The following is a 17,333-nucleotide window of genomic DNA, read 5'->3' on the forward strand; positions in this document are numbered from 1 at the left end:
CTCCGGTGGTGCACCGGTTTGATCGCATACGGTTGAGCCACAACATGTCCCGGGCGCGTTGGACGACGCGCAGAGGATCCTTGACGGTGCCGACCGCAGCGGTGGGCCTGCGCCCGAAGACGAAGCACAGTTCGTTGGCGAAGACGTTGCCCACCCCCGCCATCACCCGCTGGTCCAGCAAGGTCTCCGACAACGCCCGATCAGGATCGGCGCCGAAGTTGGCCGCGGCCAGTCGCGGATCCCAGTCCTTGCCGAGCAGGTCCGGGCCGAGATGGGCGACCACCTCCTGATCGTGGGCCCGCTCCAGTACCTCCAGCACACCCAGGTCGATTCCGGTGGCGACACTGTCGGAGGTGCCCAATACGGCGCGGATCCGGTGCGGCTCGACCCGCCCGGCTCCGATCCGCCAGCTGCCGTCCATCTTCAGATGGGAGTGGATACTGGCCTCGCCCACGCGGATGAACAGGTGTTTGCCGCGACTGAGGACCTCGTCGACCACCTGGCCGGTCAGGTCCACCGTTGCGTACCGCGGCACCCGGATATCGCAGCGGGTCAACGCTTTTTCAGTGAGAGCCTGTCTCAGCTTGGCCGCGGTGTGGAAGACGGTGTCACCTTCGGGCATACCCTCATTGAACACCCACTTCGACGAGTGCCTTCTGGTGGCGGTGCTGACGGTCCAAGGTGGCGAAGTAGAAAGCGTAGGCGAACGCGCAACTGGTGAACAGGCTCGAGACGAAGTAGAGCCAGGGTCGCTTGATGCCACGCCGGTAGCCGTCGACGATGGTGAACAGCGGCAGCAGGATCACGTTGATGATGGTGTAGTCCTGGCTGGCCGAACTGGCCGCCGGATTGGTGTATCCGAGCTTGATGAACTCCTGCCAACTGCCTGGGCCCCAGAACGGATTGCCTCCGGCGGTGGCGTATTCGGCCACGAAGTGGGCGTTGAAGTAGTAGCCCATCACGGTGGCTGCGATACCGACCGCGTATAAGGACGCCTCCAGGATGGAGACGTTCGGGCCCGTGGCGGGACGGTGGAATATGTCGCGGTTGGCGCTGACGATCCAGGCGATGACGGCGAATCCGAGTGCCAGGTGCACGATGAGCGAGACCATGTCGCCAGTATTGCTCTTGCGGGCGCAAGTTTTGTCAATTTTGACGTTCAATTCGACATGCGCCCGCGCTCGCCATGAGGTATTCAGTTGTCCAACGTGCGGTTGGAGGCGACATGCCCTGGTGGACAAAGGCGAGTGGTTCGGCCGCGGAAACCCCCGTGGGACAGGCTAGCCGGGGGACCGAGTTCGAGGTTGTTCCCGGCGATCTGCACGCGTGGGTGTACCCGCATGAGATCCCGTCGCAACGCGGTCACATCTCGTGTTGGTCATACGTCAGCCGAGGACTGGCTGTATTCGAGCAGCCTGAGATCGTGTTCACGCTGCGCCGCGACCCCGACTCGTCGAGCGACAGCTTTCCGCACGACCCGTTGCACCTGTTCGCGACGCTCTACCGGTTCGCCTCCGGCGGACGGCGTGTCGGGTGGGGCGACGTCACTGAATTCGGAGACGAACGCTTTCTCGGCCATCACCTGCTGTATGTCGGCGCGCAAACGCTCGACGGAGTGCCATTGCCGCCATCAGCGTTGGCCGCGCTGCTGATCACCCCAGATGAGCTTCGCGCAGTGTGTGAATTCGGACCCACTCGCGTCCTGGCTCGGATGGGACAGAGATCCACGTTCTACCCGTTTCCGCCGTGGTCCGATCTGCGACGTCCCGGACTCTCGCTCGGGTCGACGTTCGAACGCAGTGTGCTGTCGATGATGGCCCGTGTCCTCTGCCCTGAACTGAGCGTGACCATCGTGCAGCATCAGATTCATCTCAGCGCTCTGCGTGCAGTCCAGCCGTCCTGGTCCGACCGGCTGGCCGGATCGGCGGATGATGTCCCGCTCGCACTGCTCACCTCTGTCGATCCGAGTGCCGACGGCTGCCTCGTCTGGGAGCCCGGTCAACATGCTCCCGAGGCGATCACCCCGCCGGGAAGCGATGCGTTGCGGCTGTGCGGGTGCTTTGTCGGGCTGCTTCCCGGTCAGCGTGCGAGCGGTGGACAGATCGTGGAGGACGGCTTGGTCATGAAACTGACCACCGGATCGTGGAATGCACTCCGTGGGGCGCTTTCGGATGGCCGCGACCTCGTGATCCCGGCGGATGCAGCCGAGATGTCGTTGGTGCTCACTTGGCGAGTATCGGAGGACGTCGGAGCAGGCGACGGTGAGTCCCGCGTTGCCGCCTCCGGTGGGGTCACTGACCAGTCGACGTCAGCCGTGCCGGAGGCGGCCGTCGGGACATGGCAGATAAAGCAGGTGCGGTTGTTGATACCGGAGCACGAGCTGGCGGCACGAACCACACCTGAAGAGGTGGCGGCCTTCTGTCGGGAGGTTGCGCGGTGTGCGCAGCAGACGATCAGCGGCAGCTGTTCAGCCGAGTTGATGGTCCGGATGAGGTGTGAGCCCTCCGGACATGATGTGGATCTGGCCAGTCGCGGAGATGTGTCGCAGCCGCAGATGCGGGCGTTCTTCGAGGCCATGGCGCAACTTGCGTCACTGCCCGTCAAGGCTGGCGAGGTGAGCTTCGAGATCACCCTCGGAGTGTCGTCTCGGTGAGTTGGCCGGCCATTCAGGGGAGCTGCTCAGCGCAGCCGCAGGCCGCGCGGCGTCCGGGCGAATCCCGCCTCAGTCAGAGCATCCTGCGCGGATGTTCGTGCCTCGTCGATCGCCGGATCCAGGACCGACACCCCGTTGACCCGCTCTACCAGCAGGGACGACACCCGACGATTTCGGACCAGGTCGGCCAGCGCGGTCGCCGCGGATTGCTGCGCACCCGCTTCCGCGCCGAAGCTCAGCAGAGATCGGCCGCCCCGTTCCAGGAACCACACCAGCCGGCCGTCGACCAGAACGACGAGAGCACCCGCCTTGCGGCCGGGCCGGAAGTCCCCGTCGCCCGGCCACGGCAGCGCGGCGCCATACGGGTTGGCCGGGTCCGTCGCTGCCAGCACCACCGCATGCCATTCGGGACGCTCCGGGTCGACGCCGTCCAGGTAACTTCGCAGCCGGTCCACCGTCGAAGCGGCGGCGAACTGCGCGCCGCCCAGCGACTCGATGAAGTAGCCGCGCTGACAACGGCCGGCGTCCTCGAAGGCGGTGAGGACTTTGTAGAGCATGGCGAATCCGCCGGGCAGCCCTTCGGTGGCTCCGCGGGTGAGTACGCCGTGCCGGCTCAGCAGCAGCTCGGCCTGGAAGTGGGTCCGCAGGGTGGAATCGAGTTCGGGCGCCGGCAGTTTCGACCAACGGCCGGAGACCTTCGGGTCGCTGCGCGGTGCGGGGTTGGCGATCCGATACCGGCTCAGCTTCGGTGGGCGCTGACGCTGCCGGTGCGCAGGTGGGCGGCGCGACCCGTGCAGTACCGCTCGCACCGGAGCGAACGTGTCCCCGGTGACCACCCCGGCCCAGATGAGCTCCAAGAGCGCATCGGTGAACGTGCTCTCTTTGCCTTCTTCGGACAGTTGCCGGAAGAAGTACGCGCCGCCGGCGGACAGGGTGTCCAGCAGGGCGCGGTGCGTGTCGGTGAGCTCGATCTCGGCTGGTGCGGCAAGGGTCAGCGGTGCCGAGTCGGCGAGATGGAAAGCCACCCAACCGTCTGATGCCCCGATCTGGCCCGCGCCGGACCAGGTGACTTCGCCAGATGCCAGCAGCTCGTCGAGCATGGCCGGTTGGTAGTCGGCGACCCGTTGCGGCAGCACCAGGGATTCGACGGCCGAGGCGGGCAGCGCCACCCCGGACAGTTGCTCGATGACCGCGGCCAGCCCGTCGACACCGCGATTCTGGGTCGACCCGACGTGTTGCCAGGATGGCAGGAAACGGCCGTACGCCGCGGTGCTGACGGGTTCCACAGCCGCTCGCAGAGCGGCGAGTGAACGCCGCCTGAGTATCTTCAGAACCGTTGCATCGCACCACTGCTCGCGCCCGCCTGATGTCGCCGCCGGAGCGGCTCCGGCGTCGCTGAACTCGCCGCGCACCAGTTTGCCGTCGACGGCCAGCCGGCCCAGCACATCGGCGGTCACCCGCAGTCCCAGCCCGAACCGGGCTGCGGCCTCATCGGTGCCGAATGGGCCGCGGGTGCGCGCGTAGCGGCCCAGCAGCTCACCCAGTGGGTCGTCCGATGATTCCAGGAAGGTCAACGGAATGCCGACCGGTACCGCCACCCCGACGCCGTCGCGCAGCAGCCCGATGTCCTCGATGGACACCCACCACGTTGCACCGGCGAACGTCACCGTCAGCGTCCGCCGCGCCGCGCGTAGCCCCTCCAGCCAGCCTCCGATATCGCCTGTGACACAACGATCTTTGAGCTCATCCTCGGTGAGTGGGCCGAGCAGGCGCAGCAGGTCGGCGATGCCCTCGGCGTCGCGGGCGGCACGGTCGGGTTCGAGGTGCTGGAGTTGACGGGAGGTCGCGCGCAGCACCTCCGGGTCCAGCAGATCTCTCAGCTCCACCCGGCCGAGTAGTTCGGCCAGCAGCACACTGTCCAGTGACAGGGCCGCGGCCCGGCGTTCGGCGAGCGGACTGTCGCCCTCGTACATGAAGGCACCGACGTAGCCGAACAGCACCGACGCCGCGAACGGTGACGGCGTGGTGGTCTCGACGTCGATCAGCCGGACCCGACGCTGCGCGATCCGGCTCATCAGGTCTGTCAGCGCGGGCACGTCGTACACGTCTTGCAGGCATTCCCGCACGGTCTCCAGCACGATCGGGAAGTCGGGATATTTGCGGGCCACGTCGAGCAATTGGGCGGCACGCTGGCGTTGATGCCACAGCGGGGACCGCTTGCCCGGATGGCGGCGGGGTAGCAGCAGCGCCCGCGCAGCGCACTCCCGGAACCGGGACGCGAACAACGCCGACCCGCCCACCTCGGTGGTGACGATAGGCTCGATCTCGTCCGCGTCGAAGACGAAGATGTCTGCCCCGGGCGGCTTTTCGTCGGTGTCGGGCAGCCGGACGATGATCCCGTCGTCGGAGGCGGTCGGCTTCTCGTCGATACCGTAGCGCTCGTGCAGGCGTCGCGACACCGCCAGCGCCAGCGGCCCGTGTACGCGCAGGCCGTAGGGGGAGTGCAGGATGAGCCGCCAGTCGCCGAGTTCGTCGTGGAACCTCTCCACCACCAGCGTTGCATCGGTGGGCACCACTCCCGTGGCCTGGCGCTGTTCGTCCAACAGCTGCCACAGGTTGTCCGTGGCGAAGTCGTCGAAACCTGTTTCGCGGCAACGCACGTCGAAGTCATCTCGGCCCAGCGATGCCAGCTCGCCGGTGAACTTGCCCACCGCCGCGCCCAGTTCGGCCGGCCGGCCCACGCTGTCGCCACGCCAGAACGGCAGCCGTGCGGGCTGCCCCGGTGCCGGCAGCACCATCACACGGTCGTGGGTGATCTCGGTGATCCGCCAACTGGTCGCGCCGAGGGAGATGACGTCGCCGGGACGCGACTCGTACACCATCTCTTCGTCGAGTTCACCGACGCGGGAGGGCTTTTCGGTGGCGAGGTAAACCGTGAACATGCCACGGTCGGGAATTGCGCCGCCGGAGGTGACCGCCAGCCGCTGCGCCCCCGGCCGTGACGTCAAGGTGCCGTGGTCCCGGTCATAGACCAGCCGAGGCCGCAGTTCGGCGAATTCGGTGGACGGGTACTTCCCGGACAGCAGGTCCAGGGTCGCTTCGAACGCGCTGCGGGGCAACGTCGCGAACGGTGCACTGCGACGCACGGTGTCGAACCATGCCTCGGCGTCCAGGGGTTCCAACGCCGCCGCGGCCACCGTGTGCTGGGCGAGGATGTCGAGCGGGTTGGCGGGCACCGTCATGGATTCGATCTCGCCCGCTTGCATGCGGTCCACGGTGACGGCGCAGTCGATCAGATCGGTGCGGTGATTGGGGAACAGCACCCCTTGGGAAATCTCGCCGACCTGATGACCGGCCCGGCCGATGCGCTGCAGACCGCTGGCCACCGAGGGAGGCGCCGACACCTGGATGACCAGATCCACCGCGCCCATGTCGATGCCCAGCTCGAGGCTGGAGGTGGCGACGACGGCCCGCAGGCGCCCGCTTTTCAGATCATCCTCGACCTCGGCCCGCTGCTCCTTGCTCACCGAACCGTGGTGTGCGCGCGCCAGCAGCGTGGGTGCACCGAAGCTCTGACCGCTGGCCATCACGTGGGCCGGTGCGCCGCCGCCCACCCTCGGGTTGTGCCCGTCGGGCAGTTCTACGCCGGAGCGCTCGGCGTGGATCTCGTTGAGTCGGGAGGTGAGTCGCTCGGCGAGGCGCCGGGAGTTGGCGAAGACGATCGAGGACCGGTGCGACTCGATCAGGTCGACGATGCGTTCCTCGACATCGGGCCAGATCGAGTTGTCTGTCAGATTCGCCATGTCGGGCACCGGGACCTGCACCCTGAGGTCGAAAGTCTTGTCCGCAGGAGGTGCGACGATGTGCGCGGGCGTCGAGCCGGCTAGGAAACGCGCCACCTCTTCGGGTGGGCGGACCGTCGCCGACAGACCGATGCGCTGGGCCGGGGTGTCCAGCAGCCCGTCCAGCCGCTCCAGCGAGAGGGCAAGGTGTGCACCGCGTTTGGTGCCCGCGACGGCGTGCACCTCATCGACGATGACCGTCCGCACTCCTGCCAGCGTGTCGCGGGCCGACGAGGTGAGCATGAGGAACAGCGACTCGGGCGTGGTGATCAGGATGTCGGGCGGCCTGGTGATCAGGTCGCGGCGCTGTTTGGGCGTGGTGTCCCCGGACCGCACGCCGACACTGATGGCCGGTGCGGGCTCACCGAGTCGTTCGGCCACGCGGGCGATACCGGTGAGCGGGGTGCGCAGGTTGCGTTCGACGTCGACAGCCAGGGCCTTCAGTGGCGACACGTAGAGCACAGTGGTGCCGGGCCCGGGGTCGGACTCGGTGCGGGCCAGTTGATCGATGGCCCAGAGGAACGCCGCCAGCGTCTTACCGGAACCGGTGGGCGCGATGACGAGGGTGTGCCTGCCGTCGGCGATGGCTGACCAGGCCTGGGACTGCGCCGGCGTGGGGGCGGGGAAGGTGGACGTGAACCACTGCCGGGTCAGCTCGCTGAACCGGCCCAGTGGATCGGGTGGGGCCATCCGTCCATAGTGCAGGGCACCACCGACAAGCCGGATCAGCGGGCCGAGGGCGCCACGGCGACGGCCAGGGATTCCGGGATGTTCGGCACCCGGCCGACGGCGTCGAGCAGACTGTGTGCGCAGGTGTCGGCGACGAACTGGCAATCCAGGGCCGGGTCGAGCACCCGCTGGCGACAGAACTCGAAGGTGAACGCCAACCAGCCGTAGACCGTGACCCGAAGGTCGCGGGCGACGTCTGCGGTGAGCGCGGCTCCCGCTGCGCCCATGATCGCGCCAAGGATCCGGTCGGCCTGCCGGTCATTGTCGAGTTCGTCGATCCCGCGCAGCACCGGGTCGACGCGGCCCATCCCCATGTAGGCCGCCCACGCCCCGTGCGGGTGTTCCTCGTCGTAACGCAGATACGCCAGCACGCCCGCGCGCAATTGATGGAACAGGCTCTGGCCAGGTTCGGGCGCGTTGTTGGTGGCTTCGAACAGCCGCTCACCCTCGGCTCGGACCACTGCGGCGAAGAAGGCGCGCTTGTCCGGGAAGTAGTGGTACATCAGCGCGCGCGAGATGCCGGCCCGTTCCGCGATCTCGTCGATGCGGACCTCGTCGTAGGGACGCTGGCCGAACACCTCCGCGCCGAGTTCGAGCAACTCGGTGCGCCTGTCATCCGGCGAGAGGCGTCGCCGTGATCCGCCCATGCGGGCAGCGTAGTGGGCACGTGTTCAACAGTGGGCGGCGGCTCAGCGCCCGGTCGGTACCTGGAGGGCGCGGCCGACGAACAGTTCGAGGTTCGAGTCGCCCGGTGACCTGCTTTACGGGGAACCCGACGCACCGCCCAGCGCGCGCTGATACTTGCGCATCCCGGCGATCCAGCGGTCGTAGTCGGCGCCCTTGCCCCGGTACATGTCCAGCACCTCGGCATGGGGCAGCACCAGGAACCGGCCGTCGCGTACGCCTGCGAGCACGGCAGCGGCGACCTCGTCCGCACTCAGCACGGCGCCCGCGCTGGTCACCGCGGATCCAGCCACCCGCGCGGCCGGATCGGGGGAGTCGGTGATGCCGGAGAGCAGCGGTGTGTCCACGCCCATCGGGCAGACGCACGTGACGCCGATCCCGTTGTCCCCGTGAGTGATCGACAGCCACTCGGCGAACCCGACCGCGGCGTGCTTGGTGACGGCATAGCCGGCGGCGCCGACCTGCGTCAGCAGACCGGCCGCCGAGGCGACGCTGACGAAATGACCACTACCGCGTTGCAGCCACTCGGGGATCAACGCATCCGCCGCCCGGATGTGCGCGCGCAGGTTCACCTCGAGCACCCGGTCCCAGTCGCCATCGGTGCCCAACCCCGACGCGCCGATCACGCCGGCGTTGGCGATGTAGATGTCGACCGGTCCGAACTGCGTTCGGGCGGAATCGATCAGCGTGGCGATGCCCTCGACGGAACCGGCGTCGGCGCCGACACCCACCGCGCGCTCACCGATCGACGCCGCAGTGGCGGCGGCAGCGTCGCCGTTGATGTCCCCGGCCACCACCGCGGCACCGGCAGCGGCGAATCCGTGGGCCAACGCACGTCCGATGCCCGAGCCTGCTCCGGTGATGACGGCCACCCGGCCTTCGATCTGCATGGGATGTGTCTACACGAGTTCGCGCAGCTCCCGTTTGAGCACCTTGCCGTAACTGTTCTTGGGCAGCTCGTCGACGTACACATACCGCTTGGGCCGCTTGAATCGGGCGATGCGCTCCAGCAGGTGCGCGTCGAGATCGGTCTCGGTTGCGGTCCCCACGATGAAGGCCACGACCACCTCGCCCCACTCCTCGTCGGGGGCACCCACCACACACGCCTCGTCCACGTCGGGGTGCTCGATCAGCACCTCCTCGACCTCCCGCGGGTAGATGTTGCTGCCGCCGCTGATCACGACGTCCTTGCTGCGGTCGCGCAGGGTGAGGAAACCTCGGGCGTCGAACGAACCCATGTCGCCGGTGTGCAGCCAGCCGTCGACGAGGGTGTTCGCCGTCGCGGTGGGGTTGTTCCAGTACCCGGACATGACGACGTCACCGCGACAGGCGATTTCGCCGACCTCGTCGACGGCTGCGCGTGCACCGTCGGCAGTGAGCACCGCAACATCGACGCCGGACCGGGCATAGCCGACCGAGCCGAGGATCGCGTCATCGCCATCGATGTGGTCGCCGCGGCGCAACCCGGTGATCGTCATCGGGGCCTCGCCCTGCCCGTACAGCTGCACGAAGATCGGGCCGAACGCGGCCATCGCCTTCTTGAGGCTGTCCACGTACATCGGGCCGCCGCCGTAGACGATCGTTGTCAGGTTCTGCGGTTTGGGCCGGCCGGTCGCAACCAGGCGCTGCACCATGGTCGGGGCCAGGAAGCAGCTCACGCCGGGATGATGGTCACACAGCCCGAGGAACTCCTCGGGCTCGAACGCTGCCGACTCGGGGATGATTTGCCGGGCGGCGCGCAGCACGTACGGCGCGATGTACAGACCCGATCCATGCGACATCGGCGCGCCATGAATGAGGCTGTGCTTCTCGTCCGGTGCGTCGAAGTCGGCCAGATGCGCCACCGTCATCGCCATCAGATTTCGATGGGACAGCATGGCGCCCTTGGATTTTCCGGTGGTCCCACTGGTGTAGAACAGCCAGGCCAGTGCGGCCGGATCGGTGTTCGGCGGGACGGCCGGGGCGTGGGTGAGGCGTTCTTCATAACCCGCGCCGCCGAGGACCTCCACCGGCACACCGTCGAGGCCGGCGGCGATCTTGGGGGAGGCGAACACCAGTGAGACACCGGCATCGTCGAGTATCTGGGACATCTCGCGCGGATGCAGTTTGAAGTTGATCGGCACCACGACACATCCGGATGCCCAGACGGCGTACATCAATTCGATGATCTCCGGCCGATTCTCGCTTGCGATGGCTATGCGGGCGCCGGTGTCGTGGGTGCCACAGATGGAGCCCGCCAGCCGCAGCGCCCGATCCCGCAGTTGGGTCCACGTGTGCAACTGCCGCGTGCCCAGGTACACCGCTCCGCGGTCGCCGAACCGCGCGGCGGCCTGGTCGAGCGTCGCGAACAGGTTCACTGAGCCACCCATTGGGAGTTCAGGGCGAAATCGGAGAGAAACTTGGTCGAACTCCAGCCGCCGTCGACGACGATGGTCTGACCGTTGATGAAGCTGCCACCGGGTGAACAAAGGAACGCCACCGTGCTGGCGATGTCGTCGACGGTACCCAGCCTGGTGTGCGGCGTCATCTCGGTGTTGATCTTGCGGAAGCGGTCATCCTCGAGCCGGGTGGCCACCATCGGCGTCAGCGTGACGCCCGGCGCGACGGCATTGCAGCGGATGCCCTGGGCGCCGTACTGACAGGCGATGTGGTTGGTCAGCGCGGTGAGTCCGCCTTTGGCCGCGGAGTAGGCTCCGCCGCGCAGGCCACCCACCACCGCGAAGGTGGAGGTCACGTTGATGATCGCCGAGCCGGACGGCATGTGCGGCAGCACATCCCGGGCCAGCCGAAACGGGGCGCGCAGCATCAGGCCCAGAAAGTAATCCAGGGACTCGTCGTCGGTCTCGTGCAGCGGTTTGGGGCTCCCGACGCCGGCATTGTTGATCAAGAAGTCGACGTGGCCCCACGTGGAGACGGCGGTGTCCACGATGCGTTGCGGTGCATCATCATCGAGCAGATCCGCAGCAAGAGTGCGCACCGAATCGCCGCCGGCGGCCCGTAGTTCGGCGAGTCGCTCCTCGTCGCGTCCGACGCCCAGCACCGCCATCCCGGCCTCGGCGAGCATAGTGGCACAGCGGAATCCGATACCGCTGCTGGCGCCCGTCACGATCGCTACCTGCATGTCAGCCTCTCATCAGAGTCGCGCGGATCTTGTGTTTCAGCACTTTGCCCGCATCATTGCGTGGGAGCGCATCCCACACGGTGACCTCTTCGGGCGCTTTGAACTTGGCGACGCCTTGGCTGTCGAGCAGGTCGCGGAGCGTGGTGACATCGGGTGCGGGCCCCTCGCCGGCGACGATGACAGCGCAGGCGCGTTCCCCGGTTCGTTCATCGGGAACGCCGACGATGGCGATCTCCTCGATACCGGGGTGCCGGATGAGGATGTCCTCGATCTCCTTGGGAGAGATGTTCTCCCCGTTGCGGATGATGAGGTCCTTCGCGCGGCCCGTCACCACCAGGTAACCGTCCTCGGTCAGGTTGCCGAGATCGCCGGTGCGGAAGTAGCCGTCGGCGTCCAACGCCTCATCCTCTGGGTGTAGGTAGCCCACCAGCATCTGCGGACCGCGCACGCGGATCTCGCCGTCGATGATCGTGATGTCGGCGATACCGGGCCTGCCGTCGGTGCCGGCGGCGCGATCGGGATCGTCGGGTGACCCGACGGTGCTGACCGGTACCTCGGTGGATCCGTACACCCTTGTCACCAAGGCCTTTTCGAACGCGGCAGTGGCCTGCCTGATCAACGACGGCGGCACCGACGCACCGCCGCAGATGAAGACCTTGAGGTCGGGAAGCCGGGTGCCGGCGTGCTCAGCGGCTCCGAGTAACCCAACGAGAAACGGGGTGGCTCCGGCCATGTGGGTGCAGTGATGGCTGTGCATAAGGTCAATGGCGGCCTCTGGATCCCAGCGCTCCATGAGCACGGCCGTCGTACCGAGTAGCAGTGGGCATTCGAAGGCGTAGATGGAACCGCCGATATGGGCGATCGGTGAAGGCACCAGAAATGTGTCTCCGGCATCGACCCGCCAGTGCGTGCCGATCTGCGCAATCAGCGCACCGATCGACTGATGGCTGTGCAGAACGCCTTTCGGCCGACCGGTGGTACCCGAGGTGTACATCAGCATGCGAACCGCGGCCGGGTCGTGGGCCTGCGGAGCCAGCGGAGCGCCGTCGAAGAGCGAGGCGTAGGAGGTGTGGCCGCCCCCGCGAATCACCACGACCTCGGGCGGTGCGTCGAGTGTCGCGGTGACGCGGGCCAGCATCGCCGGGTAGTCGTAGCCGCGAAACTCGCCCGGTATGAATATCATCCGGACATCGGCGTCAGTCAAGATGAACTGCAACTCATAGTCGCGCAGGGATGGCAGCACCGGGTTGACGACCATGCCCGCCCATGTCGCGGCCAGGTAGACCACCGCCGCCTCATGCCAGTTCGGCAGCATGAAGGACACCACACTGCCGGTCGGCATCCGTTCGGACATGATCCCTGCCAGCACCGCGGCCCGGTCACGCAACGTCGCGGCGTCCAGCCGGATATCGCCGTCGACGATCAGCACCCGGTGCGGATCATGGTGTGCTGTCTCGCGGAGGGCGTCGGCCAGCGTCTGGGGCGAGCGAAGCGACGGGGAAGGGCCGGTCACGATTTGACGCGCCGCATCGTCATGGAGTGCCGGTACTGCGCCGCCGGATGGGTGTTGACGGTGACCTGGGCGACTTCGCCATCGGAGGTGGTGTAGGTGCGCTGCATCTGCAGCGCCGATGCGCCCGCGGCGATGTGCAGTGCGGCAGCCAGATCGTCGGACACCAGCACGGCGGCGATCTCTTGATGTACCTCGACGACACTGACGCCGAAGAGATCCTCGATCAGCGGGAAGATGGGGCCCGAATGGCGTTGCAGCAGACGGCCGACGGCGGCGAACGCCCGGTTGACGTAGTACTCGGTGCGGCAGATCGGCGTGCCGTCTCCCGCGCGGCGGTACCCGGACACGGCCAGCCACTGTTCCCCGATGTCGAGCCCGGTGCGGGCTGCGGTCTCGGCGTCGACGGTGATCATCGCGTTCGATTCGATCTCGAACTGCGCACCCGAGGCGAACGCCAGCAGGTCGTTGATCGACATCACGTCCTGAGCATAGGAATTCGACGATGTACGGGGGATGACCTGGGTTCCGGTGCGGGGGCGCGAGGAGACCAAATTGTCATCGCGCAGCCGGCGCAACGCTTCCCGCACGGTGTACCGGCTGACCGCGAATCGTTCGCACAGTTCGTGTTCGGTGGGCAGCTGCGATCCGATGGGAAACACCCCGTCGACGATCTCCTTGCGCAGTGTGCGGGCCACCTGCAGGTAGCGGTGTTCGGTAGCTTCGGTCGTCACGTTCGCTTCAGCGCCAGCACGCTGCCCTCCCCGTCGGCCGACACGTACAGCGTGCCGTCTGGTCCCGCGGTGATGCCGGCGAACGGACCCTGCGGCCCGGAGAACGGCGGCATGCCCCGCAGCGGTTTGGGTGTCACCCCGGGTGGGGCACCGACAGGAAGACCCGCGGCCAACGTGTCCCGCGCGCCGGTGGTCAGCTCCACCGACAGCACCGCCTTCGATCCGGCATCGACGATGTAGAGCACAGTGCCGCGCACCAGAATGCCCTGCGGCGACACCAGATCGTCCACCACCGTCTCGGTGCCCGACCCGGTCACGCGCAGCACCGCACCAGATACCGACACCAGCGGCCGGCCATCCGGGTCGATGGCAACGCCCACCGGAGTGTCCAGGCCGGAGGCCAGGGTCTCGGCACCGGCGGCGCCGATGGCCAGTAGCCGCCCGGTGCCCTGTTCCACCACGATCGGGGTACCGTCGGCGGCCAACGCCACCCCGTAGAGCTGATCCAAACCGTCTGCCAGATAGTCGGTTTCGTTGGCTGCAGGTCGATAACGCGCCACCTGGCCACCCGAGGTCGTGACCACGAACTCGCCGGGTCCGGACGGCGCGAGGCCGCGCAGGAAGCCCGGGTAGCCCGGGCTGAACAGCATGCCCGTGGTCTGCAGGGCGCCGTCGGGCGTCACCAGATAGAAGTAGGTGCCGTCGGCGACGTACAGGTTGCCATCCGCGCCGACGGTGAGATCCAGCGGCCAGTTGAGACCGCCCGGCAGCAGGGCCGTGGGCTGTCCGTTCGCCGGCACCTCGGTGATGAGGCCGGTGAAGGTGGAGACGAACAGCCGGCCGTCGACAAACGAGCAGTTGTCCAGGCCGGGAGTCAGCGTCGCCAGCACGGTCTGTGCACCGCTGCGCGGGTCGATGCGCAGCACCTGGCCGCTGGCCACCTGGGTGGAGACGAGGTGGCCGTCGGCGTCGAACTTCACCGAGTCGGGTACGCCGAGATCGCCGGCCACCACCTCGGGCTCGCCCCCGTCGGGATCCACGCGCCAGATCTGGTTGGCGTTCATGACGGGGAAATAGAGCAGCCCGTCCGGGCCGAACTCCATGGCATTGGGGGAGGGCAGGTCGTCCAGGATCAGCCGGGCCGCGCCACTGTCCGGGTCCAGCTCGAACAGCCGGCCACCTTCACGGCATTCGTTGACGAACAACCGACCCTGGTGAACGGTGATGCCATTGGCCGAGGGCATGTCGTCGCGCAGCACCCGCGTCCGTCCTGCGCTGTCCCTGGCGCTGACGCGGCCGTCCATCACCTCGGCGGCGTACAGCGTGCCGTCCGGTCCGAAGGCGACGTCGTCGGGGGCGATGATGTCGCCACCCTTGGCGCTGATGGTCTCGATCGTGCCCGTGTTCACGTCCACCGCGCTGATCTGGCTGCCGGTGACCTGTGCGATGTAGAGACGTCCGTCCGGACCGGTGCGCAGCCCGTTGGCCCCGAACAGGCGACTGGGCTCGGTCACGCGTGTCACGGTCCAACCGGCCGCCGCCTCCGGCGCCGAGGTGGCGGCGTACCGGCCGGGCTGAAGGGTGGTCATGGGCAGGACGCTACCAAGCCCGTACTAGTCCAGACAATAGAACGGAATAGGTGGGGGACCGCTCTTGACGTCATATATCCCCTGCGGAATAGTGTTCTTCAATATGCAGAACGCCAATTCTTGTACGGACAATTGATACCGTGACCGAACTGCTCAATCTCGCGGGCCGCGTCGTCGTGGTGTCGGGCGCCGGCGGCGGAGGTATAGGGACGACGGTGACGCGCCTGACCGCGGAGGCAGGTGCGACGGTCATCGCGGTCAGTCGGTCGAAGGACAATCTCGACACCCACGTCGCGCCACTGGCCGACCAGGGACTGTCGGTCGTCCCGGTCGCCGCGGACGCGGCCACCGATGAGGGCATCGCCGCCGTCCTCGATGTCGCGCGACGGACCGAGGGCACGCTGTACGGACTGGTGAATGTCGCAGGGGGCGCCGCTCCGTCGACGTGGATGCCGTCGACCAGGGTCACCCGCCAAGACTGGCGAGACCTGTTCGCCGCCAACCTGGAGACCATGTTCTTCATGAGCCAGGCCGTGGCCGCGGAGATCAGGGCGCAGGGCAACCCCGGATCCATCGTGTCGGTGTCCTCGATCAGCGGGATGAACAGCGCGCCGTTCCACGTCGCCTACGGCACCGCGAAGTCCGCGATCGTGGCCGCCACCCGCACCATGGCGGTCGAACTGGCCGCCGACGGTATCCGCGTCAACGCGGTGGCCCCCGGGGTGACCGAGACGGCGGCGTCCGCCACCTACGTCGACGCCGACCCCGATCGCGATCGGCGGGCCATCGCGATGGGGCGCCGTGGCACGCCCGAGGAGCAGGCCGGGGCCATCCTGTTCTTGCTCTCGGATCTGGCTGGCTATGTCACCGGTCAGACGCTGCTGGTCGACGGCGGGCTCAACCTGCGGTGGACGCACCTGGGAGCGGACAACACGTCACTCTTCTTGAAAGACGAGGCCTTCCGCGAACAGATCAGCCGGATCTGAGAGGAAAACAGATGACCCACACCGAATCCGACCTCGACGCGGCGATCGAGATCGACGCCGTACCCGACGATTCGACGGGCGAGATCGCCGAAGACCTGTCCACGTCGGTGACCATTCCGGTGGACGCCTACATCTCGCCGGAGTACGCACGCAACGAGCGAGACCGGTTGTGGCGCAAGGTCTGGCAGCAGGTCGGCCGGGTCGAGGAGATCCCCGAGATCGGCAGCTACCTGACATACGACATCCTGGACGACTCGATCATCGTCGTTCGGACGGGGCTCGATGAGTTTGTGGCCCACCACAACGTCTGCATGCACCGCGGGCGCAAGCTGATCGACAACCCCGAGGGCGCCAAGAATGCCACCGGCCGGGCGCGCAAGTCGTTCGTCTGCGGCTTCCACGGCTGGACCTACGGTCTGGACGGGACCTGCACCCACATCCGGGAGCAGGACGACTGGCAGGGCAAGCTCACCCCGGGCAACACGCATCTGGCCCCCGTTCAGGTGGACACCTGGGGCGGTTGGCTTTTCATCAACATGGACCCGCACTGCGAACCGCTGGCCGACTACCTGTTCCCGGCGGCCAAGATCCTCGATCCGTTCGGTCTGGAGAACATGCGCTTCAAGTGGCGCAAGTGGCTGTACTTCGACTGCAACTGGAAAGTCGCGATGGAGGCCTTCAACGAGACCTACCACGTGTTCACCACCCACCCGGAATTCAACAAGTTCGGCGAGTTCAAGGGCTGGGCCAAGGCGCAGGGCAAGCACAGCAACATCGGCTACGACGCGCCGAAAGGCATGGACGAGACCAAGTCCAAGATCCGGCTGGGCACCGGTGATCCCCGCATCTCCACCGCCGAGATGCAGGTGTACACCATGGAGGAGACCAACGCGACGACCACCAAGACACTGGTCAACGCCGCCAAACGCCTCGTCGACGAACTCCCCGAGGGCACGCCGGCCGACGAGGTGCTGGCGCACTGGCTGGCCTCCGCGCGCCGTGACGACGAAGCCCGCGGTGTGGTGTGGCCGGTCATCCCGCCCGACATCCTCGGCCAGAGCGGCACGGCGTGGCAGCTCTTCCCGAACTTCCAAGTCGGCCAGGGCCTGACCAGCGCACTGTGCTACAGCGCCCGCCCGGACCCGAGCTACAACCCGGACAAGTGCATCTTCGAGGTGGCCGTCTTCGAGCTGTACCCGAAAGGTGCGGAGCCGCAGACCGAATGGGCCTACACCCCGAAGGACTCGCCGAACTGGTTGTCGGTGCTTCCCCAGGACTTCTCCAATATGGCTGCGGTTCAACAGGGCATGAAGTCGGCCGGATTCCCCGGCACCCTGCCCAACCCGTACCGCGAGCGCAGCACCGTCAATCTGCACCACCAACTGTCCAAGTACATGGACGCCGGCGAACCTCAAGATATTTAGCGATGTGTGCACGTTTCGTCACGCCCAGCGTTACGGAACGTGCACAAATCACCCCAGCAAG

13 protein-coding genes are annotated in these 17,333 nt (G+C 67.1%); 3 read left to right on the top strand and 10 right to left on the bottom strand.

The annotated features are described in order from the left end of the window. Positions 1–622, bottom strand: a 622-nt coding sequence (locus tag AC1DY7_RS05850) for a DNA-formamidopyrimidine glycosylase family protein (RefSeq protein ID WP_477492725.1), incomplete at its 3' end; no start/stop codon positions are given. A 4-nt stretch (positions 623–626) separates the two neighbouring features. Then, positions 627–1,112 carry a DUF2834 domain-containing protein gene (locus tag AC1DY7_RS05855; protein ID WP_477492726.1) on the bottom strand — a complete coding sequence of 162 codons (486 nt, stop codon included), beginning with the start codon at positions 1,110–1,112 and terminating at the stop codon, positions 627–629. Between the two features lie 158 nt (positions 1,113–1,270). On the opposite strand from AC1DY7_RS05855, the gene AC1DY7_RS05860 reads away from it, so the two are divergent. Further along, on the top strand, positions 1,271–2,653 hold the full coding sequence (locus AC1DY7_RS05860; protein WP_477492727.1) for a TGF-beta receptor interacting domain-containing protein: 1,383 nt from the start codon (positions 1,271–1,273) through the stop codon (positions 2,651–2,653). A 26-nt stretch (positions 2,654–2,679) separates the two neighbouring features. Here AC1DY7_RS05860 and AC1DY7_RS05865 read toward each other — a convergent pair whose 3' ends face one another. From AC1DY7_RS05865 to AC1DY7_RS05900, 8 genes are all read right to left on the bottom strand, one after another. Further along, complete coding sequence (locus tag AC1DY7_RS05865) at positions 2,680–7,185, bottom strand: ATP-dependent helicase (protein WP_477492728.1); 4,506 nt, start codon at positions 7,183–7,185, stop codon at positions 2,680–2,682. Positions 7,186–7,220: 35 nt separating this feature from the next. Then, positions 7,221–7,871 carry a TetR/AcrR family transcriptional regulator gene (locus tag AC1DY7_RS05870; RefSeq protein WP_477492729.1) on the bottom strand — a complete coding sequence of 217 codons (651 nt, stop codon included), beginning with the start codon at positions 7,869–7,871 and terminating at the stop codon, positions 7,221–7,223. A gap of 114 nt (positions 7,872–7,985) precedes the next feature. Next, entirely contained in the window at positions 7,986–8,798 is an 813-nt protein-coding gene (locus AC1DY7_RS05875; protein WP_477492730.1) for an SDR family oxidoreductase, read from the bottom strand. Positions 8,799–8,807: 9 nt separating this feature from the next. Continuing rightward, positions 8,808–10,265 (bottom strand): AMP-binding protein, encoded by a 1,458-nt coding sequence (locus tag AC1DY7_RS05880; RefSeq protein WP_477492731.1) that lies wholly within the window; start codon positions 10,263–10,265, stop codon positions 8,808–8,810. Further along, on the bottom strand, positions 10,262–11,029 hold the full coding sequence (locus AC1DY7_RS05885) for an SDR family NAD(P)-dependent oxidoreductase (RefSeq protein ID WP_477492732.1): 768 nt from the start codon (positions 11,027–11,029) through the stop codon (positions 10,262–10,264). The genes AC1DY7_RS05880 and AC1DY7_RS05885 overlap by 4 nt, the downstream gene beginning before the upstream one ends. A gap of 1 nt (position 11,030) precedes the next feature. Next, entirely contained in the window at positions 11,031–12,542 is a 1,512-nt protein-coding gene (locus AC1DY7_RS05890; RefSeq protein ID WP_477492733.1) for an AMP-binding protein, read from the bottom strand. Beyond that, the gene (locus tag AC1DY7_RS05895) at positions 12,539–13,273 is read right to left on the bottom strand and encodes a GntR family transcriptional regulator (RefSeq protein ID WP_477492734.1); all 735 of its coding nucleotides are present in this window, start codon (positions 13,271–13,273) and stop codon (positions 12,539–12,541) included. Before AC1DY7_RS05895 ends, AC1DY7_RS05890 begins: the two co-directional genes overlap by 4 nt. Beyond that, positions 13,270–14,862 carry an SMP-30/gluconolactonase/LRE family protein gene (locus tag AC1DY7_RS05900; RefSeq protein WP_477492735.1) on the bottom strand — a complete coding sequence of 531 codons (1,593 nt, stop codon included), beginning with the start codon at positions 14,860–14,862 and terminating at the stop codon, positions 13,270–13,272. Before AC1DY7_RS05900 ends, AC1DY7_RS05895 begins: the two co-directional genes overlap by 4 nt. Positions 14,863–15,002: 140 nt before the next feature. On the opposite strand from AC1DY7_RS05900, the gene AC1DY7_RS05905 reads away from it, so the two are divergent. Both AC1DY7_RS05905 and AC1DY7_RS05910 read left to right on the top strand, forming a co-directional pair. Beyond that, positions 15,003–15,848 (top strand): SDR family NAD(P)-dependent oxidoreductase, encoded by an 846-nt coding sequence (locus tag AC1DY7_RS05905; protein WP_477492736.1) that lies wholly within the window; start codon positions 15,003–15,005, stop codon positions 15,846–15,848. Between the two features lie 11 nt (positions 15,849–15,859). Further along, complete coding sequence (locus tag AC1DY7_RS05910; RefSeq protein WP_477492737.1) at positions 15,860–17,272, top strand: aromatic ring-hydroxylating oxygenase subunit alpha; 1,413 nt, start codon at positions 15,860–15,862, stop codon at positions 17,270–17,272. Positions 17,273–17,333: the final 61 nt, after the last annotated feature.

It is taken from the genome of Mycobacterium sp. P2_H7 (assembly GCF_056403275.1).